We start from the raw sequence: 26617 nt of genomic DNA on the forward strand, positions 1-26617 counted from the left end.
TTTCAGGAGCAAGGCAAAATCGGGGTCGCCTTTCTTTTGCTTACTTTTCTTCGGCGAAGCAAAGAAAAGTAAGTCGCCAACGGCGAAACCCGATTTCGATTAAAAGAAAAATTTCAATTAAAACAGAAAAATAATTTAAACAAAAAGGAAACAAAATGTCAGAACGTAAATATTTCGGTACCGACGGCGTCCGTGGAAAAGTCGGCACTTTCCCCATCACCCCTGACTTCGCCCTAAAACTCGGTTGGGCCGCAGGAAAAGTACTTGCCACTCAAGGCTCCAAAAAAGTCTTAATCGGAAAAGATACCCGAATTTCAGGCTATATGTTGGAATCTGCCTTAGAGGCTGGGTTAACTGCAGCAGGTTTATCGGCAGTCTTTGTCGGTCCAATGCCAACGCCTGCTGTCGCTTACTTAACTCGCACTTTCCGTGCAGAGGCGGGCGTGGTAATTTCAGCCTCACATAATCCTTATGATGATAACGGCATTAAATTTTTCTCTGCTCAAGGCACAAAATTACCGGATGACGTAGAAGAATCCATTGAAAGCATGTTAGATCAACCCATGGACTGCGTGGCATCCGCAGAATTAGGCAAGGCCAGTCGTATTAATGATGCGGCGGGACGTTATATTGAATTTTGTAAAGGCACTTTCCCGACAGAATTGAGTTTAGAGGGGTATAAAATTGTGGTGGATTGTGCCAATGGCGCCACTTATCATATTGCCCCAAGCGTTATGCGAGAGTTGGGAGCGGAGGTTATTGAAATTGGTACCAACCCAGATGGTTTGAATATTAATGAAAAATGTGGTGCCACTGATATTAAAGCCTTGCAAGCGAAAGTATTGGAAGTGGGGGCGGATGTCGGTTTGGCTTATGACGGCGACGGTGACCGCATTATGATGGTGGATCATTTGGGTAACAAAGTAGACGGTGACCAAATTCTCTATATTATTGCCCGTGAGGCTTTGCGTGCTGGCAACCTGAAAGGTGGCGTAGTGGGTACATTGATGAGCAATATGAGCTTAGAAATTGCCTTAAAACAATTAGGCGTGCCGTTCTTACGTGCCAATGTGGGTGACCGTTATGTGTTGGAAAAAATGCAAGAAAATAACTGGAAATTTGGCGGTGAAAATTCAGGGCATATTATTATTGCCGATAAAAATACCACAGGGGACGGTATTATTGCCTCATTGGCTGTATTAACCGCCATGGTACAACATAAATTGAGCCTAAATGAACTGGTCTCCGCTGTGCCATTGTTCCCACAAGTGTTAATTAATGTACGTTTTGCTGGTGGCGCCAACCCATTAGAAAGTGACGCAGTCAAAGCGATTGCCGCAGACGTAGAAAAACGTTTAACCGGTAAAGGGCGGATTTTATTGCGTAAATCAGGCACAGAGCCATTGATCCGTGTGATGGTAGAATGCCAAGACGGCGCACTCGCTCAACAATGTGCAGAAGAAATTGCCAATGCGGTGAAAGCGTCGTAATTCAAAACTGCGGTGAAAAAAGTCGGGATTTTCCCGACTTTTGTTTTTGGATTGCAACATAATAGATTATTTTATTCCATACGTTTAAGTCGCTAGGAGATTTTTCACCGATTTTCGCACCACCAATTCAGGATAAATTTCAATCACTTCTTTCTCATGATTTTTATGATGAATCCGTTCAAAGAGTAATTTCAAGGCTTGCTCACCCAAACGTGCTTTGGATTGATGAATCGTGGTCAGCGGCGGGGCGTAAAAGCGAGAAGAATGAATATTATCATAGCCAATAATCGAAATATCATCTGGCACACGTAAGCCTTTTTCGGTAATCGCTGAAATGGCGCCTAAGGCCATGACATCATTACAACAGAACACGGCGGTAGGTAATTCCTGTTGAGCTAAGATTTTGTTCATACATTCATAGCCATCTTCAGGTTCAAAAAAGCCCTCTTGAATCCAGTTTGGATGGGTCGTTAATCCCGCCTCATGGATGGCTTTTTCAAAACCTTGAAAACGAGTTTTTGCCGTGGTTTTACTGAGTTCACCGGAAATAATGCCGATTTTTTGATGGCCATTTTCGATTAAATATTGGGTGGCTAAATAACCGCCTTGAAAACTGTTGTCCAAAATCATATCGCTGTGACTATGTTGAATACCCCATTCCATCACCACCATGGGTAATCCTTTGAAACTATTGAATAAATCAATACTTTCCTGATGATATTCTGCACACATGATTAACACGCCATCTACCCGTTTTTTGGCGAGCATGTCTAAATGATTTTTGATTTTTTCCGCATCATTTTGCGTATTACATAAAAATAATGAGTAACCTTGACGATAACAATGATTTTCGACAGCATGAATAATTTCCGCAAAATAAGGTGCCTCACTGGTCGTCACGATCATACCAATGGATTTAGTGGTATTGATTTTTAAGCTACGTGCCACGGCACTGGGGGAATAATGCAGTTGCTGAATAGCGTCCAATACCGCCTTTTTAGTATCTTCAGCCACATGCCTTGTGTTATTGATGACATGTGAAACGGTCGTGGTGGAAACGCCCGCCATTTTCGCCACGTCTTTAATAGTTGCCATAGTTATCTCCTAATAATTTATCCTATTATAAAGTGAAAACCACAAAAAATGTATGAAAAAATAAATTAAACTGATAGAATGAAAAGCGGATTAGATAATTCATTTTAAATGACAATAACAGGAGAAAAACATGAGTGATTTTGGTTATGCAATGGTGATGGTTGTCCTTTCATTAGGTATCGTGGTGGGATTAAGCGCCGCTATTTTCTAAAATAACAGATGAAAAAATAACTCACGCACTGTTTTCAGTTCGTGAGTTATTTTTTTATTAGAGGCGTTGAATTAACGCATGAAAATAACCTTGTTTTTGACTTAATTCCGCATAAGTGCCTTGTTCCACCAATTCCGCATTATCAATCACCACAATATTGTCGAACTGCTCAATCGCTGTTAAACGGTGTGTCACCATAATTAAGGTCTTGTGTTGGCAATGTTGCAAAATCAAGGCTAACATTTGACGTTCGGTTTCTCGGTCTAAGCCCTCAGTGGGTTCATCTAACAATAAAATCGGTGCGTCATTGAGTAAAATCCGTGCTAAGCCCAAACGACGTTGTTCTCCGCCAGAAAGCGGGCGTCCGCCCTCACCGAGCCATTGATCTAAGCCTTGCTCTGTCAACGTTTGCAAGCCGACTTGATTTAATACGGTCAGCATTTTTTCATCAGAAAGTGGGGTAGCCGTCGCAAATTGCAAATTGTTACGCAAACTGTCGCTAAATACATGAACTCGTTGGGTTAAAAAGCCAATGTGTTGGCGTAAAGTGGTTTCAGTATAAGCAGAAATCCGTTTATTAGCGAACAGAATTTCCCCTAATATGGGATCATAATTGCGGACTAGGAGTTGTAATAGTGTTGATTTTCCACTGCCAGTTTTGCCTAAAATGGCCACTTTTTGATTCGGTTTAATGTGTAAATTCACTTGTTTTAAGGCAATATCTTGCCGTTCAGGATAGCCAAAACTGACCTGTTTTATATCAAATAAAACATCACCAAAATTCACCGCAGTTTCTGTCCCATTAAATTCCACCAGCGGTGGCTGATCAATTATTTCACTGACACGTTCCGCAGAGGCGATCACCTGACCAATATGTAAAAAAGCAGACCCCAAAGGCATAAGAATTTCAAAAGACGCCAAGGCTGACAGCGTAAACAAACCAATAAATGCCAGACGATATTCTTCAATCGCAAATTCAATATTGGCGGAAATCCATAAGGTCAACACCACTAATAAGCCATTGGCAAACATTAAAACGGCGGTGGAAAATCCGGATAAATTACTTTCACGTTGTTGATAATTCTGCCATTGTTGTTCTGTTTGATTTAGTTTTTGTTGCAGATTATCTTGTGCATTAAACAGCAATAATTCTGCTTGAGCTTGGATAAATTCCACAAATTGCATACGATATAGCGAGCGAGATTGTGTCAGTTTTGCACCAAACGTTAAACCTAAAAAATAAAACACCGTTGGAATAATTAGTAATAAAATCAACAGGATTGCACCAATTAATAAGGCGAGTGAAAGATTAAATAAACTCAGTGCCAATGTCATCATACCAATTACGGTAACGGCACTGATGAAAGGGGCAATTAAGCGTAAATACAGGCTATCGAGCGTATCCACATCTGCCACCAAACGGTTAAGCAAGTCGCTGTTGCGATAACGATTTAATACCGCAGGGGAGAGCGGAATAATCTTGCTGAATACCTGAACACGTAATTTAGCCAAAATACGGAAAGTAGCGTCATGCGTGACAATTTTTTCCGCATAACGCATGGCGGTACGACCAATGGCCAATCCACGCACACTTGATGAGGGATAAAAATAGTTAAATAATGCACCGGCTCCAGCAATGGCCGTGGCGGATAAAAACCAACCTGATAAGGTAAGCAAGCCAATACTGCTAGCAAGTCCCCCAATCATTAATACCACGCCTAAAAACAGGGGGAATTTTGCTTGTTTAAATAAGGATAAAAAAGGAAGTAATGAACGCATATTTTCTCTCTTATTGTACGTCCTGATGACGTTGTGCCAAAAGTTCAGCAAAATAACCTTGCTGTTGCAACTGTTCAAAATGTCCTTGTTGCACTAGTTGCCCCTGTTGCATCACCAAAATTTGATCACATTGTTTTAAATCTTCAATTCGGTGGGTAATCATCAAGGTGGTCTGGTTTTGGCTAATTTGATATAACGCGGTCAGCACCTGATTTTCAGATTTCGCATCTAAGCTCGCTGTGGGTTCATCTAATAACAACAAATTACCTTGACGTAACAATGCCCGAGCAATGGCCAAGCGTTGAGCTTGTCCTACGGATACGCCGACGCCACCGTCTTTGATTTCCGCATTCAAGCCAATGTGATCGGTAAATTCTTTGGCATTGGCTTGGCTTAACGCGAGATCAATTTGTTCGTCCGTGGCTTGAATATCACCGAGTAACAGATTTTGTTTAATCGTCCCTTGCAATAACAATGGATTTTGCCCCACCCATGCAATTTGTTTTCGCCATTGGGTAAGATCGGCTTGATTGAGTTCTATGCCATTAATTTTTAGGCTACCTTGATAAGGCAAGAAACCGAGTAATACATTGATTAATGAGGTTTTTCCTGCACCGCTTTGTCCGACTAAAGCAGTATTAGATTGTTTAGCTAAATGAAAATTAAGCGGTTGAGTGAGTGCTTTGCCCTGAGGTGACAAGACCACCAAATTTTCTGCCACAATTTCCACCGCACGTTGATTGGGAATTTGTTGATCGTGGTCAGGTTGTACCGTTTGATAGTCGGTTTCAATAAATTCTGCAATCGCATCCGCAGCCCCAATAGCGGCGGCTCGGTCGTGATAATACACACCAAGATCACGTAACGGTTGATAAAATTCAGGGGCGAGAATTAAACAGAAAAAGCCTACAAATAGGGTAATGCCAGTATTATCGCTAAAACTGCCAAAATCAATTTGGCCGAGATAACTAAAACCAAAATAAACCGCCACAATGGCAATAGACACCGAGGTAAAAAATTCTAACACCGCAGACGATAAAAAGGCCATTTTTAATACGTCCATGGTGCTAATGCGATAATCTTCAGTAGAAGTTTCAATATGTGCCGTTTGTTCTTCGGCACGATTAAACAGACGTAGGGTTTCTAATCCACGTAAACGGTCGAGAAATTGTCCGCTTAATTTCGCTAAAATCGCCATATTTTGCTGATTCTTATCCGACGCCGCCAAACCGACTAAAATCATAAAAACAGGAATAAGGGGAGCAGTAAATAATAAAATCAAACCAGCCACCCAGTTAAGCGGAAAAACAGCAATTAAAATAATCACCGGAACAATCGCCGACAGCATTTGTTGGGGCAGATAGCGTGAATAAAAATTATGTAGATTCTCCACCTGTTCCAACATTAAACTGGCCCAACTGCCCGCCGGTTTACCTTGAATGGTTGCCGGTCCAACCGCATGAATTTTATCTAAAATTTGTTGGCGGATAATATTGCGTAATTTTTGACCGCAGTTAAAGCCGATTTTTTCACGCAGATATAAAATCAATGCACGTAAAGCAAAGCCGATAACTAAGCCGACAAAATAGGGAAGTAATTCACTGCGTGGTGTTTGTTGGATAATAAAATGATGTAAAAGACTTGCCAGCAACCAAGTTTGTCCAACCAAAATTAAAGAAGATAAAGTCGCTAAGCCAACATTTAGGCTTAATAATTTCTTTATCGGTTTTTGCTGTTCTCGCAACCATTTAAACAAATATTTTTGACGTTGTTTTTCCATTTTTTATAAAATTTTAGGGGCGAACCTTAACAAATACAGGTTCGCCCAAAATCACTCCAAAGATAAATATCCGCTAGATCCTAGCCGAAAAAATTAAGCTAACGCATCTAAAAAACGTTCTGCGTCTAAGGCGGCCATACAACCTGTACCCGCCGACGTAATGGCTTGACGATAATTATGATCCATTACATCACCGGCCGCAAAAACACCCTCTACGCTAGTGGCAGTGGCATTGCCATCTAAGCCTGATTTCACCACAATATAACCGTTATTCAGTGCTAATTGCCCTTGGAAAATATCGGTATTGGGTGCATGCCCAATCGCCACAAAGACCCCATCAACTTTTAATTCTTCGGTGTTATCCGATTGCGTATCTTTCAAGCGTACGCCGGTTACGCCCATATTATCGCCTAACACTTCGTCTAAAGTGCGGTGCGTTTGGAGAATAATTTTACCTTCTTCTACTTTTTTGTATAAACGGTCGATTAAGATTTTTTCCGCACGGAAACTATCACGACGGTGAATTAAATGCACTTCGCTGGCAATATTGGCTAAATACAAGGCTTCTTCCACCGCCGTATTGCCCCCACCAATCACGGCAACCGGTTTATTGCGATAGAAAAAACCGTCACAAGTGGCACAAGCGGACACACCACGGCCTTTGAAAGCGTCTTCTGATGGTAAGCCTAAATAACGAGCAGATGCCCCTGTCGCAATAATCAAGGCATCACAAGAAAAGGTTTGCACATCGCCATACAGTTTAAATGGACGGCTAGATAAATCTACTTTACTGATATGATCAAACACAATCTCGGTATCAAATTTTTCCGCATGTTGTAGCATGCGTTGCATTAATTCCGGCCCAGTAGTATCGCCAAAATCCCCCGGCCAGTTTTCAATTTCGGTAGTGGTGGTAAGTTGCCCACCTTGTTGTAAACCGGTCACTAAAACCGGTTTTAAATTTGCCCGAGCCGCATAAATGGCCGCTGTGTAACCGGCAGGTCCGGAGCCTAAAATTAATAATTTACTGTGTTTAATGTCTGACATAAAAATTCCTTGTTAATCATAACTTTTGTTTATTATAACCAAATTTGTGCTAATACAATAGTGAATAAACCTGTCTGCGGTATTTATTCGCCAAAGGATCTGTCCCAAGAGCCGCCACAATTTCCAAAAATTGCTTTTTCACTTCGCCATTTTCCGCATTGAGATCCTGACGTAAAATGCTGAACAATAATTCTAACGCTTGTTCATCTCGGTTAGCTTGATGAAGTTGTACGGCTAACTTTAACGCAATATCAGGGCGTGGATTATTGGCATAATCTGCTTGTAATTGCTGAATTTCTGGCGTGTCGGCGGCTTTGATTAATAGCTCAATTTGGGCGACTAACCCGTGCCAACGGCTATCTCTGTCTTGCAATGGGATTTTGTTTAAAATTTCCTGTGCCGGTTCGGTTTTTTTGATCGCAATATAGGTTTCCGCATAGAGTAGTGCAATATCGCTGTTTTTTTGCTCCGAAGCCAACCATGCTTCTTTTAACAATGGCAAGGCCGCATCATAGTTTTCCGCCTGTAAAAAATCCAAGGCTAAATTGAATTTAATTTCTTCTTCTTTGGGTAAAATCAAGGCTAAATGCTGTTCAAGTTGATCTTCTGGCAACGCCGTTTGAAAAGCATCTACCGCCTGAGCCTCTTTAAATAAATAGGTGGTTGGCAAGGCTTGAATACCAAATTGCATGACGATTTGTTGTTGAGTTTCACAGTTGACTTTCGCCAGCAAAAATTGCCCTTGATATTTGTCCGCATAACGTTCCAAAACCGCGGTGAAATTAAGCGAAGTTTCGTGACTTGTGGCATAAAATACCACCACCAATGGGGTTTGTTGCGAACGTTGCAATGTTTCCGTGAGATTTTGTTCATTAATTTCAATAATATAGTCTTGCATGTAATTTCTCTTCAAAAGGGGTTATAAAAAATGCCACGATAAATTGGACACTAAACGGCAAGCGTCACATTTAAAATAAAATACGTCAGCAACAGGTTTTGCCAACGCCCAATCGCCGCCACAACAAGGGCAACGGCGTTTTCGTTCTGTTTCCAAATTTTCACCGCCGATACGGTACAGATAATAATAGGTTGGCACACCTGATATTTGTTCTACTTCCTGACATAACGCTCGTCCATGTTTACTTAATGTGCTGTTAAAATCAGAAATTTCAAGCAGTGCAGATTTTTCCAACACCGCCCCATTCATTTGCAACTGATCGCAAGCCTGCCAATCTTCTAGCCATTTGATTAAATCAAGGCTTAAGTGCGGTTGATCTTGGGCGATTTTATACAATGGAATCGGTGCTAAATTTTCGCCGTTCACCACAGGGGAACTGGAGCGTAAATAGGTGGTATACAGCACTTGCCAGCTTGGATCGGTTTGATTGGTCTGATCGGACATTAAATCGTCCGCCACAATCTGAAAACTCTGCAAAAACACACCGCACTTTTCCAAATTTTCAAGGCAACGATTGACTTCCGTATTGTTGTGTTCTGGTAAAAGACTATGTTGTTCAGGGCAAATCACCTTGATCCCAAAGCCTTGTTGATTTTCTTGTTCCGCTTGAAACACAGGAATCTCCCGCCCGAGAATTTGGCCGTTATACCGCCATTCATCAATAAGTTCACCGAGCATAATAAATTGCTGTTGGTGCCGTTCGGGCTGTTGGTTTTGTAAAAAGATGTCGATAAGGTACATTTTTTGCTTTCCTTTGAAAATTGTCGTTATCTTACCTGAATTTGGGCAGAGATCAAAATAGCAGATAAAATTTAAAACTCGTTGCAAAGGGTGAAAATGTAACTATAATTAATACTAAAAATGAGATAGGTTTAGTTTATGGGGAAAGCAGAAAAGTTATTAGAGAAACTGGCTTGCACAAAAAATACGTTTGTGTGGACAGATTTAGTTACGTTGCTTATACAACAAGGTTATGAAAAGCAGGAAATGGCAGGTTCTCGCGTACGATTTTTTAATGCAGGACGTGACCATATTATTTTATTACACAAGCCACACCCTGAAAATTATATCAAAGGTGGTGCATTAAAATCCGTGAAAGAATCCTTAAAACAGGTAGGTATATTATGACATTGTTAAATTACAAAGGTTATGTTGGCACGATTGAGCCTGACTTAGAAAATAATGTGCTATTTGGTAAATTAGCTTATATTCGGGATTTGGTGACATACGAAGCGGAAACCTTGCCTGAATTAGAAAAAGAGTTTCGTGCTTCCGTTGATTTGTATTTAAGTGATTGTGCAGAATTAGGAAAGGTTCCTGACAAGCCGTTTAAAGGCGTGTTTAATGTGCGAATTAGTGAAGAATTACACCGTATGGCGGTGATCGCAGCCGGTGATATGTCGTTAAATGCGTTTGTTGGAACAGCAATTCAAGAAAAAGTAAATCGTGTTCAAAATAGGGTTTAAAATGCAAGCTCAAACCAAACTCCATCTCCAAAATCTACAAAAAATCCTGCAAGAACTTAACCTATGGCAAACCGTGCCACCGTCTGAACAAGCCTTTGCCAGTCAAGAACCTTTTGCCATTGACTATATGCAAGCTCATGAATGGCTGCAGTGGATTTTTATTCCGAGAATGTGGGCGTTGTTAGACAGTGGGGCTGTGTTGCCAAGTAAAATAGCCATTTCACCTTATGTGGAAGAGGCCTTAAAAGAGCAAGAGCGGCTAAGTGAATTATTAAGACCGATCATTGAAATTGAAAAGTTGTTAAGCCAATGCTAGAAATCTTATATCAAGATCAATACATCGTTGCGGTGAATAAACCTGCTGGAATGTTGGTACACCGCAGTTGGTTAGATCGGCATGAAACGCAGTTTGTGATGCAAACCTTGCGAGATCAAATTGGCCAGCATGTTTTTCCGATTCATCGTTTGGATCGTCCCACATCTGGCGTATTGCTGTTTGCATTAAATAGCGAAATGGCCAATTTGATGTGTCAGCAGTTTGAAAGTAAAACTGTACAGAAAAGCTATTTAGCGGTGGTGCGTGGCTATTTAACGGGGGAAGAACGCATTGATTATCCACTTAAAATTCAATTAGATAAAATTGCGGATAAATTTGCACAAGAAGATAAAGCACCGCAATCTGCCATCACGGATTATCAAGGCTTAAAAACCGTGGAAATGCCTTATGCCGTAGGGAAATATCAAACAGCACGTTATTCATTAGTTCGCTTAACCCCACAAACAGGGCGAAAACATCAGCTTCGCCGTCATATGAAACATATTTTTCACCCGATTTTAGGCGATACCCAATATGGCGATTTACATCAAAATCGGGCGTTGGCAGAACAAACAGGGGTAAGTCGGTTGATGTTGCATGCTGAAAAACTTGAATTTCATCACCCTGTCACAAATGAGCAAATTCAGGTAACAGCAGGATTAGATGAAAAATGGATAACATTATTTGAAATATTTAACTGGTAAATAGAGGAGAAAATATGAAACTTTATGTGTTTGATCACTGCCCTTATTGTGTGCGTGCGAGAATGATTTTTGGCTTGAAAAAGCAAGCGGTTGAATTGGTTTATCTGCAAAATGATGACGAAACTACGCCAGTGGGATTAATTGGTAAAAAAGCCGTGCCGATTTTGCAAAAAGAGGACGGTTCTGCCATGCCAGAAAGTTTAGATATTGTGCGTTATGTAGATGATAATTACGGCGAAAAATTGCTGTCTGATGTGGTTCGCCCTGAATTGGAGGCGGTAATCAAGCAAATTGGCAGTTATTATAATCACTTGCTATTGCCTCGTTTTGTGCAGTTGGGTTTGCCTGAATATGAAACGCAAGGTGCATTAGATTATTTTGTGAATAAGAAAACAGTTTTTATTGGTGATTTTGCCGAAAATCTTGCACAATCGGCACAATATATTGCGAAATTGCAACAAGATTTACTTACTCTTGAAACCTTGGTTCTGGCGGAAGATAAAGCCAATGGTCAGCAATTATCCATTGAAGATATTATACTGTTCCCAATGTTGCGGAACTTAACTTGTGTGAAAGGGTTAGTGTTGCCTCAAGGTTTGCAAAATTATGTGCAAACCATGGCGAAATTAAGCAATATTGAGCTTTATTCCGATAAAGCGATTTAAAAAACTCCCTGAAAAAACACCGCACTTTTTGATTTTTTTCATAAAGTGCGGTGTTTTTTTGAGAAGTTTTTTACAAGATCAACTGCAAAAACCGTTTGGTTAATTCCACATAATGCCCTCTGAATCGGTGGCTAAAATTAAGTAAATAATAAAGCTGATAAATCGGTTTGCGTTCAATATAATCTTCCGCCAACGGATAAGTGCGGTGATAATTTTCATAAAATTCATCAGGGAATGGCTCAAACAGTTCAGTAAAGGCTAAATCACATTCACGGTCGCCCCAATAGCAAGCGGGATCGTAGCTGTAAATTTTGCCGTTAAATGCACCACAGTTTTCAATCCATAAGTTACCGTGTAACAAAGATGGTGTGGGCTTGTGTTTGGCTAGTCGTGCTGCCACCGTGGCAACAATGTCTTCAATATTACCGAAATTGATTCCCTGTTCTTTACAGATTTGTAATTGCCACCCAATACGTTGGTCGGCAAAAAACGTCGCCCAATTAGTTCGCCATTCATTCGGTTGATAGACCGAACCGAGCCAAGTGTCAAAATCCAAGCCGTAACTTTCTGAACCCTTGATTTTATGCAAATTCGCCAACGCTACGCCAAATTGGGCAAATTGTTCAGGCGTTGGTGTGTCTAATTGCAAGGCCTCCAACAACAAAAAACTGTGGTTTTGCGAACAACCTACGCCATAAACTTTCGGTAAATCAATGGTGCGAGTTTTGCTTAATAACTCAATTTGATCGGCCTCCGCTCGAAACATAGAACGATAGGTTTTATCGTTAGTTTTGGCAAAAACAGGTTGTATGCCATCATCAATTAACCAAGATTCGTGCATTTCGCCCGTGTGTACTTTGTCTTTTTCTTTGATGGAATAATAGGCACCAAATTGATCCGCCAATACTTGAGAAACTGATTTCCACATGTTCGCCCCCTTATACAGCTTAACACTCATGTCATCATAAACCAATTTTTCACAATAATCTGTGAGCTAGGTCAAATTTTTGAAAAAATTATGCGAAAAAACACCGCACTTTATTAGAGACAATCTTTTAGGTGCGTATGCCATATGCCCTTACATTTTTATATGTGGTTGTTTTAACTTACGTTTAACCTCAATATAACCAATTTCCACATTGATTTTCTCACCGAATTGACTCGGCTCTCGTGGTGCTTTTTTTTAACTATAATCCCTTTGAATGAAAGGCTTTACATTGATGTATTCTACTTGATATTCCCCGAATATAAAAATTTCCTGTATAATGCCGTCAAATTTTTATTCAATAGAGTTATTTAAATGAAATTTATCATCAAACTTTTCCCTGAAATCATGATTAAAAGCGACAGCGTTCGCAAGCGGTTTATTAAGATTTTAACCAGCAATATTCGCCAAGTGTTAAGCAAACATGACGACACCTTGGCAGTCGTTCGACATTGGGATTTTATTGAAGTACGGTCAAAAAACGAAGATTTTCGACCGCAGTTAATTGAGCTTATCGGGCGTATTCCGGGGATTCATCATTTTTTAGAAGTAGAAGAAAAACCGTTCACGGATTTACATAATATTTTTGAGCAAACGTTAGAGCAAATCGGCGACAGTCTCAATGGTAAAACCTTTTGCGTACGAGCCAAACGCCGTGGGCAACATCCGTTTAGTTCCTTGGAAATTGAGCGTTATGTGGGCGGTGGGTTAAATCAGCATATTGAAACGGCTCGGGTAAAATTGAAAAATCCAGATGTGACGGTACGTATTGAAGTAGAAAATGATAAATTAATTTTTATTAAACAACGCTTTGAGGGGATTGGTGGTTATCCGATTGGGACACAAGAAGATGTGCTTTCCTTGATTTCGGGTGGCTTTGACTCAGGCGTGTCCAGTTATATGCTGATTCGTCGTGGTAGCCGTGTGCATTATTGTTTCTTTAACCTTGGCGGAGCCGCACATGAAATCGGTGTGAAACAAATGGCATATCATATTTGGCACCGTTACAGCAGCTCGCACAAAGTACGGTTTATTGCGATTAATTTTGAAAATGTCGTTGGCGAAATTTTAGAAAAAGTGGATAACGGGCAAATGGGCGTGGTGTTAAAACGCATGATGGTACGTGTCGCTAGCCGTGTTGCTGAGCGTTTTGCTATTGAGGCTATTGTGACGGGCGAAGCCTTGGGGCAGGTGTCGAGCCAAACCCTGACTAATTTACGCTTAATTGACGAAGCCAGTTCAGCCTTGGTATTGCGACCGCTGATTACCCACGATAAAGAGCAAATTATCGCCATGGCAAAGCAAATCGGCACAGACGATATTGCTAAATCCATGCCAGAATTTTGTGGGGTCATTTCCAAAAATCCAACGGTAAAAGCCGTGCGAGAAAAAATTGAAACAGAAGAACAGAATTTTGATTTCAACGTATTAGAAACTGCGGTGCAAAATGCGCAATATTTGGATATTCGTCAAATTGCCGAACAAACGGAAAAAGAAGTCATTTCCGTAGATACCGTTTCTGTGTTGGGCGAAAATGATGTGATTTTGGATATTCGTAGTCCTGAAGAAACCGATGAAAAACCGTTGAATGTCGACGGTAAAACGGTGCAATTAATGCCATTTTACAAACTCAGTTCTCAATTTGGCAATTTGGATCAAAACAAAAATTATGTGCTGTATTGCGAACGGGGTGTAATGAGTAAGTTACAAGCCTTGTATTTGAAAGAGCAAGGGTTTGAGAATGTGCAAGTGTTTAAAAAATAGGTAAAATAAGGTGAATTTTTTTCACCTTACATTTTATTTTCATCCACTTCCCGAAATGCCCCTACCGTTTCCCCTTGAAACAATTCTCTTGGATCAAACCGCCGTTTTTGTGGTTGTAAGCTCAACGGATAGGTTTGTTTTTTGGCGATAATGGCATAAATATTGCCTAAAGATTGCTGTTGATGAATCTCAAAATTGAGTAAATGCAGCCAGTCGATAATGCGACAAGGCAAGAAATGTCGGAATGGTAAGGCTGGACGTTGAGCGTGATTTATTTTTTGTTTAAATAACAATCCGCCAACGGGATTAAAAATAGACAAAAATAAATAGCCATCATCGGTTAAAATACGTTGGATTTCACGCAATAATTGGTGGGGATCCTGCATAAAATTAAGCGTATTGGCGGCAATGCAAACGTCTACCGATTGACTTTCAAAGGGCAATTCGGCAAGATCGCCTTGAATCAGTGAATAGCCGTTTTGGCTAGACAGTGCGGTTAATTGGCTGTTGCTGTCGGGGCTGAGGACAAAATGATAGGGGAGTGACATTTTGCATTCTAATTCGGCACTTAATCCGCCCAAGCGCACTAATTGTTTTCCTGTTATTAAGGGCGAAAATTTGGCAAAATAGTCCCCGAGCGTGCTGCAATATTGTTCGCCTTTTTGTACTTGTTGCCAGCTAGACGGCAATTTAAATGCCTTTGCTGATTTTGCTTGCCAACGTATGTGTGCCATATTCAACCTTTGTGAGAGAAAAAAATGTTAAACGCTATTCCTGCCCTTAATGATAACTATATTTGGCTGTATTCACGAGATAATTTATCGGTAATTGTGATCGACATTCCAGAAATTTCGCCTATTTTATCATTTTTTGAACAAAATCCTTATAAAATCACCGCACTTTTGTTGACGCATAACCATAATGATCATGTTGCGGGTGTGGCAGAATTTAAACAGCATTTTCCTGATGTGCCGATTATTGGGGCGTCAGAATGTGCTTATTTAGGGTTAAATCACGAGATCAACGAGGGAGAAATTGTAGTTGATGATTATAAAATTCAGGTGATTCCTACGGGCGGACATACTGCAAATCATGTGAGTTTTGTGGTAGACGGGCATTTATTTAGTGGTGATTGTTTATTTTCTGCGGGTTGCGGTCGGGTGTTTACGGGGGATTATGCGCAGATGTTTGATTCAATCCAACGTTTGAAAGCCTTGCATGATGATACCTTAGTTTGTGCAGGGCATGAATATACCTTGAGCAATTTAGCCTTTGCGGAAACAGTGTTAGATGAAAAAACTGCGGTGCAAAAACAGCGAGTTTGGGTGGAAGAATTGAGAAAGCAAGGATTGCCAAGTATGCCGACTAAATTAGGTTTAGAACGGAAAATCAATCCTTTTTTAATGGCAAATAATTTGGCAGAATTTATTCGGTTAAGACAAGCTAAGGATCAATTTTAGCCAGAAAAATTGGGGCAAATAATATGCCCCAGTGAGTTTGGGTTAGGTTAAGTTAAACAACGATCCTGTTGGCTGGCCCTGTAAAATCCGAATGCCGGTTTGATCTTGATTTGGGAATACACGCCCAGAAAACACTTTTTCACCGTCATTAATAAAGATTTCAAACACGGATTTATCCATAAAAATACGTGCGTTGGTCTGTTGCGGTTCAATGTCACAACGGCGAACGGTACCAAATTTTTCAGCAAATTTTTCACCGCAGTTTGTGCGATCCACAATGATTTCACCTTTTTCGGTATCTACCACAAAATTTAAGCCGTGACCTTGGTTGTCTGCCATAAATAGGATTTCGTGGCGTTGGTTTGGGCTAAATTCAAGGTTGAGTTCGTAGATATTGTTGGTGGTTTGTTTTTCCGCAAAAGTTTCTTCACTTTTTCTGAGTTTGACCATGTCAGCCACCGGGTTTTGGCACAGTTTGCCGTTTTTTAGGCTGAGTTCTTTGACGAGCGATAAGCAACCTTGATAGTCAAATTTATCCGTTGGGTAGTCCATATCTGGCAAAGCAAGCCAACTGATACACAAGGCTCGGCCGTCTGGTGCGTTGAAAGGTTGAGTGGCGTAGCATTCAAAACCGTAGTCAAATTGTTGTAATGGGGTTGGGTTGACTAACACAGCCTTTTCCACATCTAAATCGTCTGCAATTTTAAACATATTCGGGTAGATATTTTGGTAATCCAGTACATGTTTATCTAAACCTTGCGGACAATAAATTAATACAGGTTTGCCCTCTACAAACACGATATTAGGGCATTCCATCATATATGCCGTGTTATCATTGGCGAAGTCGAGATCATGGATATATTGCCAATTTTGGTAATCATTGTTGACAGCCTTATAGAGTTTAATAATCCCTTTCTTGGCCAGATTTTGTCCGCCCACAATGGCGTAATATTGTCCTTGATAGTCAAAAATTTGTGGATCACGGAAATGGTCGGTCACGTCATCAGGTTGATCAATCAACACGTTATTGAGCTTTTCAATGTTACCCTGTTGATCCATTAACGCCCCGATTTGGTAAGGGTGGCGCACCCAGTTTTCATCTCGCACATTACCGGTGTAAAACAAAAATAATTTGTCGCCAAATTGCATGGCGGAACCCGAATAGGCGCCGTGGCTGTCTAGCGGTGTATCGGGGGACATCAGGGTGCCAGTTTCTTTGAAATGCACAAGATCTGTACTTTCCGTATGTACCCAAGATTTCAAGCCGTGAGCCGCACCGAATGGGAAATATTGATAAAACAGGGTAAATTTGCCGTTAAAATAAGAAAAACCGTTGGGATCGTTAAGCAAGCCGTGCGGTGTTTCAATATGAAATTGGGTTCGCCATGGTGAAAGTGCGGTGTTTTTTTTGATTTTTTCTACATATTCTACAGGCCAATCTGCATAAGGGCGATAGCGTTGTTCGGTGGTAAATGCCATATTTTCTCCAAAATAAATTTTTTGGTTATAGTACCGAATATTTGCCCATTGAAAAAGCACTATTTTGTTTAATTTATGTTTAATTTATCAGCAAAAAATGGTAGAGTAGCCGCCAGTTTATTCACCCTTATCCTATGGAGATTTTGCAACGTATGACAGATACTGAAATTGCAAAGAAAATTGTTGAAGCCATTGGTGGTTTTGACAACGTGCAAAGTTTTGCACATTGTGCGACACGTTTACGCATTATGGTAAAAGACGAGTCGAAAATTGATAAAGACACCATTGAGGACTTGGATAAAGTCAAAGGGGCGTTTTTTAATTCGGGACAATATCAAATTATTTTGGGTACAGGGACGGTAAACAAAATTTATGCGGAAGTGATGGCGTTAAATGGTGGCTCTACTCAAGCCAGTGAAAGCGCAGCACCTGCCCAACCGCAAGGCCATTGGTTTAAACGTGCGATTCGTACTTTCGGTGATGTGTTCGTGCCATTATTGCCTGCTATTGTGGCCACCGGTCTTTTTATGGGCGTACGTGGGGCGATTAACAATGATGCGATTTTAAGCCTGTTCGGTACCACATCAGCGGCATTTTCTGCTTCACATTTTTATATTTATACTCAGGTTCTCACGGATACAGCCTTTATTTTCTTCCCTGCGTTGATTTGTTGGTCGGCATTCCGAGTATTCGGGGGCAATCCGATTATTGGTTTGGTATTAGGTTTGATGATGGTAAGCCCCGCTTTACCGAATGCGTGGGCTGTGGCATCTGGTGGTGCTGAACCGATTTACTTCTTTGATTTCATTCCTGTGGTGGGGTATCAAAACTCCGTGTTGCCGGCGTTTTTCGTGGGGTTAATTGGGGCGAAATTTGAGAAATGGTTTGCGAAACGGGTGCCAGATGTGTTGGCCTTGTTGGTAGTGCCTTTTGTCACGTTCTTGATGATGTCTTTCTTGGCATTAATCGTGATCGGTCCAATTTTCCATTCTGTTGAAAACTATGTGTTAGCCGGTACCAAATACTTGCTTGCCTTGCCTTATGGTATTTCAGGTTTAGTGATTGGTGGCGTACATCAAGTGATCGTGGTGACCGGTGTGCATCATATTTTTAACTTGCTTGAATCCCAATTAATTGCCGCAGATGGACAAGATCCGTTCAATGCGCTGATTACCGCCGCCATGACCGCCCAAGCGGGCGCGACCTTAGCCGTCGGGTTCAAAACCAAATCGGCGAAATTAAAAGCCTTGGCTTATCCTGCTGCGCTTTCTGCGGGATTGGGTATTACGGAACCCGCCATTTTTGGGGTCAACTTACGTTACGGCAAACCGTTTATTATGGGCTTAATTGCTGGGGCATTTGGTGGCTGTTTAGCCTCAATTTTAGGCCTAGCGGGGACAGGTTTTGGGATTACCATTATTCCGGGTTCATTGCTTTACTTGAACGGACAAATCATTTCTTACGTGATTATGGTATTAGCGACAACCGCATTAGCCTTTGCTTTAACTTATCTGTTCGGCTACGAAGATGAGAAAAAAGACGAGGAAAAAGCAGAAACGGTGAAAACCTTGGAAAAAAACACCGCAGTTTCTACATCAACGCCAACGGTGGAAAGCAAAACCAATGAAGAAACGTTAGTTTCGCCTTTAACGGGTGAAGTGGTGGCGTTAGAAAACGTGAATGATCCTGTATTCTCTGCGGGTGTGATGGGCGACGGTTTAGCTGTCAAACCTACCGAAGGCGTGGCTTATGCGCCTGCTGATGCAGAAGTTGAAATCGTACATGAAACGGGTCACGCTTACGGTTTAAAAACCGCCAACGGCACGGAAATTTTAATTCATATCGGTATTGATACGGTGAAAATGAAAGGCGAGGGCTTTGAGCCGTTAGTCAACGTGGGTGATACCGTGAAAGCGGGACAGCCGTTGGCTAACTTTGATTTAGCTAAAATCGCCGCTGCGGGTTATGATCACACCACGGTATTAATTATCACCAATACCGACGAATTTAGTGCAGTAACGGGCATTGCTCAAGGAAATATTACTCACGGCGATAATTTCTTAAAAGTCGTTAAATAACGGTGTAGGGGCGGATCGATGTATCCGCCCGAAAATCACTCCGTTTTTAGCGGGCGAACACATAGGTTCGCCCCTACATTTTTCCGAATATTTTCAACAAAAATGGAGAAAATACAGAATGACAAAATTATACGGCAGCCTTGAAGCCGGCGGTACCAAGTTTATTTGTGCAGTAGGTGATGCGCAATTTAATGTGGTAGATAAAGTGCAATTTCCTACCACCACACCTGATGAAACCCTTGCACAAACAGTAGCCTTTTTTCAGCGTTATGCGGATCGTTTACAAGGGATTGCGGTGGGTTCCTTTGGGCCGATTAATATTGATAGAAATTCACCGACTTATGGTTATATTACCACCACGCCCAAACCGCATTGGGCGAATGTAGATGTTATCGGTGTCCTTAAAAAAGCGGTTGATGTGCCGTTTTATTTTACCACCGATGTGAATTCCTCCGCCTTTGGCGAAACCTTGGTACGTCAAGATGTGACCAGTTTGGTATATTATACCATTGGCACGGGAATTGGTGCCGGCGCTATTCAACATGGTGAATTTGTCGGGGGCATTGCGCATACCGAGGCGGGCCACGTATTAGTGTCCTTGCACCCGCAAGATCAAGCCAAGGATTTTCACGGTACCTGTCCTTTCCATAAAAATTGTTTGGAGGGCTTGGCGGCGGGACCATCATTGGAGGCTCGTGCGGGTATTCGTGGTGAATGTATTGCACAAGATAGCGAGATTTGGGATATTCAAGCCTATTATATTGCGCAAGCCGCATTACAAGCCACCTTATTATATCGTCCACAAGTGATTGTATTTGGTGGGGGCGTGATGGCGCAACAACATATGTTAGATCGGGTACGTAAGCAGTTTGCTGAATTGCTTAATGATTATGTGCCTGTGCCAGACTTGGAACAGTATATTGTAACGCCTGCGGTAGCCAATAATGGCTCGGCCACCTTAGGCAATTTTGCGTTAGCGAAGAAAGTTGCTGAAGTGTCAGTCTAAACGACGAAAGCATAACAAAAGGGACGTCTAAAAACGTCCCTTTTTCATCTTTGGCAGATTAACCAATCACGTTGGGTAAATAACCTGCTTGAATTAAGAACGGCACATTCATAATCAATAAGCCAAGTAATAAGGCAATCAGTAAAGAAATGTTACCGCCAATCACACGATAAGGCATCTCAGGATAACGTTTTCTGGCACGCCATACCATGCCTACGGGTAAGACTAAACCATAGAATGTAAACATTTGTCCCGCAAAGGCTAATACGGATAAGAAATCATTATAGAATAACGCAAAGAATAGGGTAGGAATGAACGTTAATAAACCTAATGACGCACGTCCAGCCTTAATATTAATGCGTTTAAGTAGGTCATCTAAGCAATCAAATAACGCCAATGCCACACCTAAGAAAGAGGTGATCAAGGCAAATAACGAGAATAAACGCACTGACCAACCGATAAATGGACTGCCCGTAATATGGGTGACGGCGTTGACTAATCCGCCTAATGTCGGATCTTGATTTAAAATTTGGACAAATTCAGATTGGGTTAATACGCCATGCGTCGACATTTGCCAAACAATATACAGGGCTAAAGGTAATCCCGTCCCGATAATAATAGAGGTTCTTAAGCGTGCGACATTGCCCTCTAAATATTTATTAATACTTGGGATCACCACATGGAAACCAAAAGAGGTAAAGAAAAACGGACTAGCAGAAATTAACAAGGCTTTATCTAACGGCACTGCCATTAAATTATCCATGCTCACTTTGGGCAACATCAAGAATAACAACACCACAAAGGCAGCGAGTTTGGCAATAAATAACAAGCGAGTGGCAATATCCACGTGTCCCGTGCCGGCAATAATAAAGATGGCAAAAAAGACGGTGAAGATCACGGAAATCGCTGTGCCGTATTCTTTCAGTTCGGGTAATACGGTAGAAATTAAATTACTGCTCATTAACACATACACGGTGAGAATGGCATACATAAAAATAATCAGTGCGAAAGAGGCTAATACACGTCCGGGCATGCCAAAATATTGCTCAGCCAAGGTAGCAATGCCCGCATCTTGACGTTCTGCTTTTTGATAGACTTCAACAAATAACAATGCGCTATAACAGAGTAGCACCCATAACATCACTAATAAGGCCACGGTGTAGCCAAATCCCATACCGGCAGAGGTTAATGGCATAGACACCATACCGGCACCAATGGTGGTGCCTGCCACAATTAATGCGCTACCAAGCGTTTTATTTTTCATACTGCTTTCCTTAGATTAAAAAAATACATCAAATAAACCAGATTGCTATTCTATACGATAATATTTATTTTTGTAATTATAAATTTACGCTGTTTTGAAAAATTGACGTTTTATGGCTAGAAAATAACAAAAAAGTGCGGTGGATTTTTGCAAAATATTTAAAAGTCGGCGAAAAGTGGCCCGTTTTGTCGGGTATGACCACTTTCTTTTAGCTGAAAATCCTTGACGCAAACGTTTACTATTTTTTGTTTTCAGGTAGAATACGTTTCTTTTTTATTCAATTCATTTAGGAATTTTTATGTCTCTAGAAAAAACATTCGAGCTTTCTGCACGTGGATCTAATCTACGTCAAGAAATTATTGCCGGACTCACCACCTTTTTAGCCATGGTGTACTCGGTTATCGTGGTCCCAAACATGTTAAGCCAAGCAGGCTTTCCTGCGGAAAGCGTGTTTATTGCCACCTGTTTAGTGTCGGGGCTTGGCTCCATTTTAATCGGTTTATGGGCTAATGCGCCAATGGCGATTGGTTGTGCCATTTCATTAACTGCTTTTACCGCCTTTAGTTTGGTGATCGGTCAACAAGTGAGTATTCCCGTTGCGTTAGGCGCAGTGTTCTTAATGGGGGCGGTGTTTACCTTAATTTCCGCAACCGGTATTCGTTCTTGGATTTTGCGTAATTTGCCATCCAGTATTGCCCATGGTGCGGGTATTGGTATCGGTTTATTTTTGTTATTGATCGCCACCAGTGGGGTCGGTATTGTGGTATCAAACCCAAATGGCACCTTGGTAAAATTCGGTGAATTTACTTCTTTCCCCGTATTGATGTCCTTAATCGGTTTGGCGTTCATTATCGGATTAGAAAGAATGAAAGTGAAAGGGGCGATTTTATGGGTGATCATTGCGATTACGATTATCGGCTTAATTTTCGATCCGAATGTGAAATTCTCTGGTGATGTGTTTAAAATGCCAAGCTTTGGTGAGCAATCTTTATTTTTGCAATTAGACATTATGGGTGCTTTACAACCTGCGATTTTACCAGTGGTGTTTGCTTTAGTGATGACCGCCGTTTTTGATGCGACGGGTACCATTCGTGCGGTGGCGGGACAAGGTAATTTGCTTGATAAAGATGGTCAAATTATTAACGGTGGCAAAGCCTTAACTTCCGATTCTGTGAGTAGTTTATTTTCAGGTTTGTTCGGTACTGCCCCCGCTGCGGTGTATATTGAATCCGCAGCAGGCACGGCCGCGGGTGGAAAAACGGGGATTACGGCCATAGTGGTTGGCGTCTTATTCTTGTTTATGTTATTTTTCCAACCTTTAGCCTTTTTAGTGCCAAGTTATGCCACGGCACCAGCGTTAATGTACGTGGGATTATTAATGTTAAGCAATGTGAGTAAATTAGACTTTAACGATTTTGTCGGCGCCATGAGCGGCTTAATTTGTGCGGTCTTTATTGTGTTAACTGCCAATATCGTGACAGGGATTATGCTCGGTTTTGCCGCTTTAGTGATTGGACGTGTAGTGTCTGGTGAATTCAAAAAATTGAATGTCGGCACGGTATTAATCAGCTTGGCTTTAGTGGCATTTTATGCGTGCGGTTGGGCGATTTAATTTGGTGTTAAACGCAATCCAATAAATGTATAACGAAAAAGTGCGGTGTTTTTTGCGAAGAAATTTCATCAAAAAACACCGCACTTTTTTAACAAAATATTATTTCACTAAAAAGTCTTTTATTTGCTGTGCTAACCCATCAAACATCTCATAACGTTTGCGATACATAGAGCGTTTTTTACTGGCAATATCTTCTAATGGTTTGCGTTCAATTTGAACAGGTAATTGCCAATAGTGATTTTGATATTGTGCCTGATTTTCTTGCCAAAATTCATCATAATTAAATTGCATATATTTAGAATCATTCCAACGGTATTTGGCCTCATATTTATGTGGAATGCCCTTTAATTCACAGCCTAATTGTTGGGCGACGATTTTAAACACATTCACCAACATAAACATAGGGCGTACACCATGTAAGGCTTTTGTGGCATTGCGTACCGCTAATTGCGCTTGTTCATAATTAGGGCCTTGAATTGAGGCGATTAATAATGTGTTGGGCGATAAAAAGGTAAATGAGGCGTCGTAAATCCGATTTTTTTGTTGATCAACAATGTTAATAGAGAAAAATCCCTCTAAAGGATCGACCCGATTGAGATTGAAATATAAATCTAATTCATCCGTTAATTTGGCCAACAATAGATTTTCTTTTTCTAGCAATAAAGGTATTTTATCCGCGGGCAAAAACTGCTCGGCTAAGGTGAAATTTTGCATAATGGCGTTTAAGCGTGCAGTGCCATTAAAGCGCTTATCACAAAATTTATTTAATAAGGTATTAATTCGATACACATCCTTTTGGAAAATTGGCTGCCATAGAGGATGGCTCTCTAAGTAGTCTGATAAAGATTGGAGCTGTTTTCTATAGATCACCAAGCGCATTTGATAGCGGATATATTCTCTCAAGAGTTTTAAGCGGCGTTTCTCAATGGGAAACATTTTTTTGAATGTGATTAATGAGGTTAAATTAAACATAATAACAAGGATATAAGGAATAAATGGGGCAGATTATAGGGACAATTAAAGGCAATGACAACCCTAAAAGGGATTTCTGCACAGGAAATCATCTTATTCGTTGCATTTTTATTTTTATCAGGTCTGATCTCTTATTGTGTCTTTTTTATGATATGTATTTCCATTTATGTTAAACTATCGTAGATTATTTAAACAAGTTGGATTTTAATTAATCGGAAATTGACTAATGCTTTGTCTTAGTTTGTGAATTTAATTGACTAAAAATGGGGAACTTATGAATAAACATTATCACACGGCTAAAAATACACCAACACATACAGCCTTGATTTCCACCAAGCGTTCTGCCAAAGAATTGCGGGGGGGGGGGGTCGCTCTCGCTTTATTAAGTGGTCTATTTTCTTTAGGCATGACGCAAACGGCGTCAGCTGAAACCTATCCAATAGAGGGGATTGATTCGGAAACAAGATCGATCTCCGCCTCTGATTATCAACTCATTTCCACTGTCAATAATCCTTATTATGCTCGGCATTATTATGGCAGCTATGTTTCTGCGGTGAATGGTTCGGCATTTGGGATCTCTTCCGTGGCAACGGGGGAAAATATGTCACCTGAACAGTTTGCGGCGAGAAAAGATGCGCTTGAACAATTAGTTCTTAAAAGAAACGTGTTACAAGCGGAATTTGAAGTGATTAGTAAAGAATGGTCTGCTGCTCATGAGAACGTAAACAAAGCTCTTCAGGATATCAGTTGGTATCAAGGTCAACAATATCTTTACACTCAAGGCGATTCCGATCAAGATTATACGGCGGAAATAGCCGCCGCCCAAGCCAAATATGACGCTGCGGTTGAAGTCCGAGCTGAAGTCACAACAAGATTAAATGCAAAAAGAGCAGAAGTTGAACAAACCACCGCAGAAATTAGCGATGTGAAAATGTTTAATTTAGGCAGCAATACGACGGCGTTAGGTGGCTATGCCTTTGCCAGTGGCGAAAATGCCACCGCCTTAGGAAGTGATTCTGTTGCGATGGGCGATGATAGCATTGCTGGCGGTTCAGGGGCGAATACCACGGGGACATCCGCCATTGCCATCGGTAAAGATGCCAAGGTATCGGGTGACGAATCCATTGCATTCGGTGTGTCACATGCGATCACGGGTAATCAGTCTGGCACATTGGGGGATACCAACGTTGTTTCTGCCGATAATGCTTATGCTTTGGGCAATAATATTACGGTGAAAGCAGCAGCGAACAATACCCTGGTGTTAGGCAACAATATCACGGTGGATACCGCCAATTCTGTGGTGTTAGGCAACAGTTCAAGCGCCGCTGCCGCTGTGGGAACGGCCTCCTATAAGATTCAAGATACGACCTACGCTTTTGCAGGCACCACGCCAGTAGGCACGGTGTCAGTGGGGGCTACTGATGGTGAAAGAACCATTACCAATGTGGCGGCAGGCCGTATTAGCAGTACTTCAACCGATGCCATTAACGGCTCACAATTATATGCGGTTATCGACGCATTAAATAGTTTAGCCACGCCTAGCCCTGCGCCTACGCCTGACGAGGGGGATATTAGCCCGAATACGAATACAGGAAGTAGCTCATTCAATGGCATTAATGTGACCGATGGCACCAATAAAACCACATTGGGCGATGGCGATACCTTAACCGTAAAAGGCGATAACAATATCAACACCACCGTGAATGGCAATACCTTAACCATTGGATTGGTCGATGATGTTGTTGTCAACTCTGTGACAGCAAATGATGTGAAAGCTGACAATGTAACCGCAAACAATGTGTCCGTGGGTGATATTAGTATGAGTAGTGCCACGGGCAAAATTACAGGCTTAACGGATGGTGCTGTCTCAGCGGATTCCACGGAGGCTATCAACGGTAGCCAGTTATATAATGTGACACTAAACGGTTACAATTTTGTGGGTGATATAGGCGAAACAGGCAAATTGCAGCTAGGATCAACGGTTACCGTAGTGGGCGGCAGTAGTGGCAATATCAAAACCTCAGCCGATTCAACGGGTAAAATTACCGTGGATTTAGCTGAACACATCCATGTCACTAGTGCCGATATTGGTGGTGTGAATATCAATAATGGCGGTATTACTAACTTAAATAGCGGTATTGTCAACGGCGACAGTTCAGATAATCGCAATGCGGCAAATATTGGTGATGTGAAAACCATTGCACAAAATAGCGCCAATCAAGCGGTGAACCAAGTCAATAAACGCCTTTCTCGAGGTATTGCCTCTGCGAATGCGTTAGGTGGTTTAATGCAGGCTACGGGGCCAGGTCGTTCATTAGTGACAGCCGGTGTGGGCGGTTATCGTGATCAAAATGCACTGGCTATCGGTTATTCTCGTCTTTCAGATAACGGAAAAGTAGGTGTCAAGTTTGGTTTGGGTTCGAATATGTCAGGTAAAAAAGATGTTAGTTATTCGGCCTCTGTGGGCTTTCAGTGGTAATCCACAA

At 41.3% G+C, this 26617-nt stretch carries 23 protein-coding genes; 12 read left to right on the top strand and 11 right to left on the bottom strand.

The window, feature by feature from the left end; translation table 11 throughout:
• Positions 1 to 155 precede the first annotated feature (155 nt).
• Positions 156 to 1490: a phosphoglucosamine mutase gene (gene glmM / locus ACTG7Q_RS07680; protein WP_439242539.1), complete on the top strand. Its 1335-nt coding sequence runs from the start codon at positions 156 to 158 to the stop codon at positions 1488 to 1490.
• 84 nt (positions 1491 to 1574) lie between these two features.
• Here the strand turns inward: glmM and purR are convergent, their stop codons facing one another.
• From purR to ACTG7Q_RS07710, 6 genes are all read right to left on the bottom strand, one after another.
• Positions 1575 to 2585, bottom strand: coding sequence for an HTH-type transcriptional repressor PurR (gene purR / locus ACTG7Q_RS07685; protein WP_439242541.1), 1011 nt, complete (start codon positions 2583 to 2585; stop codon positions 1575 to 1577).
• A 268-nt stretch (positions 2586 to 2853) separates the two neighbouring features.
• Entirely contained in the window at positions 2854 to 4575 is a 1722-nt protein-coding gene (cydC, locus tag ACTG7Q_RS07690; protein WP_439242543.1) for a heme ABC transporter ATP-binding protein/permease CydC, read from the bottom strand.
• A 10-nt stretch (positions 4576 to 4585) separates the two neighbouring features.
• Positions 4586 to 6355: a heme ABC transporter permease/ATP-binding protein CydD gene (cydD, locus tag ACTG7Q_RS07695; protein WP_439242546.1), complete on the bottom strand. Its 1770-nt coding sequence runs from the start codon at positions 6353 to 6355 to the stop codon at positions 4586 to 4588.
• A gap of 93 nt (positions 6356 to 6448) precedes the next feature.
• Entirely contained in the window at positions 6449 to 7402 is a 954-nt protein-coding gene (gene trxB / locus ACTG7Q_RS07700; RefSeq protein ID WP_439242549.1) for a thioredoxin-disulfide reductase, read from the bottom strand.
• Positions 7403 to 7451: 49 nt separating this feature from the next.
• On the bottom strand, positions 7452 to 8300 hold the full coding sequence (locus tag ACTG7Q_RS07705) for a co-chaperone YbbN (protein ID WP_439242552.1): 849 nt from the start codon (positions 8298 to 8300) through the stop codon (positions 7452 to 7454).
• A gap of 21 nt (positions 8301 to 8321) precedes the next feature.
• Positions 8322 to 9101: a Zn-ribbon-containing protein gene (locus ACTG7Q_RS07710; protein WP_439242554.1), complete on the bottom strand. Its 780-nt coding sequence runs from the start codon at positions 9099 to 9101 to the stop codon at positions 8322 to 8324.
• Positions 9102 to 9239: 138 nt separating this feature from the next.
• On the opposite strand from ACTG7Q_RS07710, the gene ACTG7Q_RS07715 reads away from it, so the two are divergent.
• The 5 genes from ACTG7Q_RS07715 to grxB are packed head-to-tail and all read left to right on the top strand — an operon-like array spanning position 9240 to position 11511.
• Positions 9240 to 9488, top strand: a complete 249-nt coding sequence (locus tag ACTG7Q_RS07715) for a type II toxin-antitoxin system HicA family toxin (protein ID WP_439242557.1) — start codon at positions 9240 to 9242, stop codon at positions 9486 to 9488.
• A complete protein-coding gene (locus ACTG7Q_RS07720; RefSeq protein WP_439242560.1) occupies positions 9485 to 9826 on the top strand; it encodes a type II toxin-antitoxin system HicB family antitoxin in 342 nt (113 codons plus the stop codon). The genes ACTG7Q_RS07715 and ACTG7Q_RS07720 overlap by 4 nt, the downstream gene beginning before the upstream one ends.
• Position 9827: 1 nt before the next feature.
• On the top strand, positions 9828 to 10142 hold the full coding sequence (locus tag ACTG7Q_RS07725; protein ID WP_439242563.1) for a YqcC family protein: 315 nt from the start codon (positions 9828 to 9830) through the stop codon (positions 10140 to 10142).
• On the top strand, positions 10136 to 10846 hold the full coding sequence (gene truC, locus ACTG7Q_RS07730; protein ID WP_439242565.1) for a tRNA pseudouridine(65) synthase TruC: 711 nt from the start codon (positions 10136 to 10138) through the stop codon (positions 10844 to 10846). The genes ACTG7Q_RS07725 and truC overlap by 7 nt, the downstream gene beginning before the upstream one ends.
• A 14-nt stretch (positions 10847 to 10860) precedes the next feature.
• Positions 10861 to 11511 carry a glutaredoxin 2 gene (gene grxB / locus ACTG7Q_RS07735; protein WP_439242567.1) on the top strand — a complete coding sequence of 217 codons (651 nt, stop codon included), beginning with the start codon at positions 10861 to 10863 and terminating at the stop codon, positions 11509 to 11511.
• A gap of 70 nt (positions 11512 to 11581) precedes the next feature.
• Here the strand turns inward: grxB and ACTG7Q_RS07740 are convergent, their stop codons facing one another.
• Entirely contained in the window at positions 11582 to 12439 is an 858-nt protein-coding gene (locus tag ACTG7Q_RS07740; protein ID WP_439242569.1) for a fructosamine kinase family protein, read from the bottom strand.
• Positions 12440 to 12811: 372 nt separating this feature from the next.
• Here ACTG7Q_RS07740 and thiI point away from each other — a divergent pair, with 372 nt between their 5' ends.
• On the top strand, positions 12812 to 14260 hold the full coding sequence (gene thiI, locus ACTG7Q_RS07745) for a tRNA uracil 4-sulfurtransferase ThiI (protein WP_439242571.1): 1449 nt from the start codon (positions 12812 to 12814) through the stop codon (positions 14258 to 14260).
• 26 nt (positions 14261 to 14286) lie between these two features.
• Here thiI and ACTG7Q_RS07750 read toward each other — a convergent pair whose 3' ends face one another.
• On the bottom strand, positions 14287 to 14994 hold the full coding sequence (locus ACTG7Q_RS07750) for a class I SAM-dependent methyltransferase (protein ID WP_439242573.1): 708 nt from the start codon (positions 14992 to 14994) through the stop codon (positions 14287 to 14289).
• Between the two features lie 24 nt (positions 14995 to 15018).
• On the opposite strand from ACTG7Q_RS07750, the gene gloB reads away from it, so the two are divergent.
• Complete coding sequence (gene gloB / locus ACTG7Q_RS07755; protein WP_439242575.1) at positions 15019 to 15720, top strand: hydroxyacylglutathione hydrolase; 702 nt, start codon at positions 15019 to 15021, stop codon at positions 15718 to 15720.
• 42 nt (positions 15721 to 15762) lie between these two features.
• Here gloB and ACTG7Q_RS07760 read toward each other — a convergent pair whose 3' ends face one another.
• Positions 15763 to 17199 carry a sucrose-6-phosphate hydrolase gene (locus ACTG7Q_RS07760; RefSeq protein WP_439242577.1) on the bottom strand — a complete coding sequence of 479 codons (1437 nt, stop codon included), beginning with the start codon at positions 17197 to 17199 and terminating at the stop codon, positions 15763 to 15765.
• 152 nt (positions 17200 to 17351) lie between these two features.
• Between ACTG7Q_RS07760 and ACTG7Q_RS07765 the strand changes: the two genes are divergently transcribed.
• Positions 17352 to 19277, top strand: coding sequence for a glucose PTS transporter subunit IIA (locus ACTG7Q_RS07765; protein WP_439242579.1), 1926 nt, complete (start codon positions 17352 to 17354; stop codon positions 19275 to 19277).
• Between the two features lie 118 nt (positions 19278 to 19395).
• A complete protein-coding gene (gene scrK, locus ACTG7Q_RS07770; RefSeq protein ID WP_439242581.1) occupies positions 19396 to 20283 on the top strand; it encodes a fructokinase ScrK in 888 nt (295 codons plus the stop codon).
• A 58-nt stretch (positions 20284 to 20341) separates the two neighbouring features.
• Here scrK and ACTG7Q_RS07775 read toward each other — a convergent pair whose 3' ends face one another.
• Complete coding sequence (locus ACTG7Q_RS07775; RefSeq protein ID WP_439242583.1) at positions 20342 to 21547, bottom strand: aromatic amino acid transport family protein; 1206 nt, start codon at positions 21545 to 21547, stop codon at positions 20342 to 20344.
• 298 nt (positions 21548 to 21845) lie between these two features.
• On the opposite strand from ACTG7Q_RS07775, the gene ACTG7Q_RS07780 reads away from it, so the two are divergent.
• Positions 21846 to 23159, top strand: coding sequence for an NCS2 family permease (locus ACTG7Q_RS07780; RefSeq protein ID WP_439242585.1), 1314 nt, complete (start codon positions 21846 to 21848; stop codon positions 23157 to 23159).
• 99 nt (positions 23160 to 23258) lie between these two features.
• Here the strand turns inward: ACTG7Q_RS07780 and ACTG7Q_RS07785 are convergent, their stop codons facing one another.
• On the bottom strand, positions 23259 to 24131 hold the full coding sequence (locus ACTG7Q_RS07785) for a VirK/YbjX family protein (RefSeq protein WP_439242587.1): 873 nt from the start codon (positions 24129 to 24131) through the stop codon (positions 23259 to 23261).
• A gap of 274 nt (positions 24132 to 24405) precedes the next feature.
• On the opposite strand from ACTG7Q_RS07785, the gene ACTG7Q_RS07790 reads away from it, so the two are divergent.
• Positions 24406 to 26610 (top strand): YadA-like family protein, encoded by a 2205-nt coding sequence (locus ACTG7Q_RS07790; RefSeq protein ID WP_439242589.1) that lies wholly within the window; start codon positions 24406 to 24408, stop codon positions 26608 to 26610.
• The last annotated feature ends 7 nt before the right edge of the window (positions 26611 to 26617 follow it).

This window comes from Lonepinella sp. BR2474 (genome assembly GCF_051851555.1).
Taxonomy (GTDB): domain Bacteria; phylum Pseudomonadota; class Gammaproteobacteria; order Enterobacterales; family Pasteurellaceae; genus Lonepinella.

What these genes read in the sequence shown, in the direction of transcription:
- cydC (WP_439242543.1), bottom strand. Translation starts at nt 4,575, where the DNA reads ATGCGTTCATTACTTCCTTTTTTATCCTTATTTAAACAAGCAAAATTC.
- gloB (WP_439242575.1), top strand. Translation starts at nt 15,019, where the DNA reads ATGTTAAACGCTATTCCTGCCCTTAATGATAACTATATTTGGCTGTAT.
- trxB (WP_439242549.1), bottom strand. Translation starts at nt 7,402, where the DNA reads ATGTCAGACATTAAACACAGTAAATTATTAATTTTAGGCTCCGGACCT.
- purR (WP_439242541.1), bottom strand. Translation starts at nt 2,585, where the DNA reads ATGGCAACTATTAAAGACGTGGCGAAAATGGCGGGCGTTTCCACCACG.
- ACTG7Q_RS07780 (WP_439242585.1), top strand. Translation starts at nt 21,846, where the DNA reads ATGTCTCTAGAAAAAACATTCGAGCTTTCTGCACGTGGATCTAATCTA.
- ACTG7Q_RS07720 (WP_439242560.1), top strand. Translation starts at nt 9,485, where the DNA reads ATGACATTGTTAAATTACAAAGGTTATGTTGGCACGATTGAGCCTGAC.
- truC (WP_439242565.1), top strand. Translation starts at nt 10,136, where the DNA reads ATGCTAGAAATCTTATATCAAGATCAATACATCGTTGCGGTGAATAAA.
- ACTG7Q_RS07740 (WP_439242569.1), bottom strand. Translation starts at nt 12,439, where the DNA reads ATGTGGAAATCAGTTTCTCAAGTATTGGCGGATCAATTTGGTGCCTAT.
- scrK (WP_439242581.1), top strand. Translation starts at nt 19,396, where the DNA reads ATGACAAAATTATACGGCAGCCTTGAAGCCGGCGGTACCAAGTTTATT.
- ACTG7Q_RS07760 (WP_439242577.1), bottom strand. Translation starts at nt 17,199, where the DNA reads ATGGCATTTACCACCGAACAACGCTATCGCCCTTATGCAGATTGGCCT.
- ACTG7Q_RS07750 (WP_439242573.1), bottom strand. Translation starts at nt 14,994, where the DNA reads ATGGCACACATACGTTGGCAAGCAAAATCAGCAAAGGCATTTAAATTG.
- glmM (WP_439242539.1), top strand. Translation starts at nt 156, where the DNA reads ATGTCAGAACGTAAATATTTCGGTACCGACGGCGTCCGTGGAAAAGTC.
- grxB (WP_439242567.1), top strand. Translation starts at nt 10,861, where the DNA reads ATGAAACTTTATGTGTTTGATCACTGCCCTTATTGTGTGCGTGCGAGA.
- ACTG7Q_RS07765 (WP_439242579.1), top strand. Translation starts at nt 17,352, where the DNA reads ATGACAGATACTGAAATTGCAAAGAAAATTGTTGAAGCCATTGGTGGT.
- ACTG7Q_RS07775 (WP_439242583.1), bottom strand. Translation starts at nt 21,547, where the DNA reads ATGAAAAATAAAACGCTTGGTAGCGCATTAATTGTGGCAGGCACCACC.
- thiI (WP_439242571.1), top strand. Translation starts at nt 12,812, where the DNA reads ATGAAATTTATCATCAAACTTTTCCCTGAAATCATGATTAAAAGCGAC.
- ACTG7Q_RS07710 (WP_439242554.1), bottom strand. Translation starts at nt 9,101, where the DNA reads ATGTACCTTATCGACATCTTTTTACAAAACCAACAGCCCGAACGGCAC.
- ACTG7Q_RS07705 (WP_439242552.1), bottom strand. Translation starts at nt 8,300, where the DNA reads ATGCAAGACTATATTATTGAAATTAATGAACAAAATCTCACGGAAACA.
- ACTG7Q_RS07790 (WP_439242589.1), top strand. Translation starts at nt 24,406, where the DNA reads ATGAATAAACATTATCACACGGCTAAAAATACACCAACACATACAGCC.
- cydD (WP_439242546.1), bottom strand. Translation starts at nt 6,355, where the DNA reads ATGGAAAAACAACGTCAAAAATATTTGTTTAAATGGTTGCGAGAACAG.
- ACTG7Q_RS07785 (WP_439242587.1), bottom strand. Translation starts at nt 24,131, where the DNA reads ATGTTTAATTTAACCTCATTAATCACATTCAAAAAAATGTTTCCCATT.
- ACTG7Q_RS07715 (WP_439242557.1), top strand. Translation starts at nt 9,240, where the DNA reads ATGGGGAAAGCAGAAAAGTTATTAGAGAAACTGGCTTGCACAAAAAAT.
- ACTG7Q_RS07725 (WP_439242563.1), top strand. Translation starts at nt 9,828, where the DNA reads ATGCAAGCTCAAACCAAACTCCATCTCCAAAATCTACAAAAAATCCTG.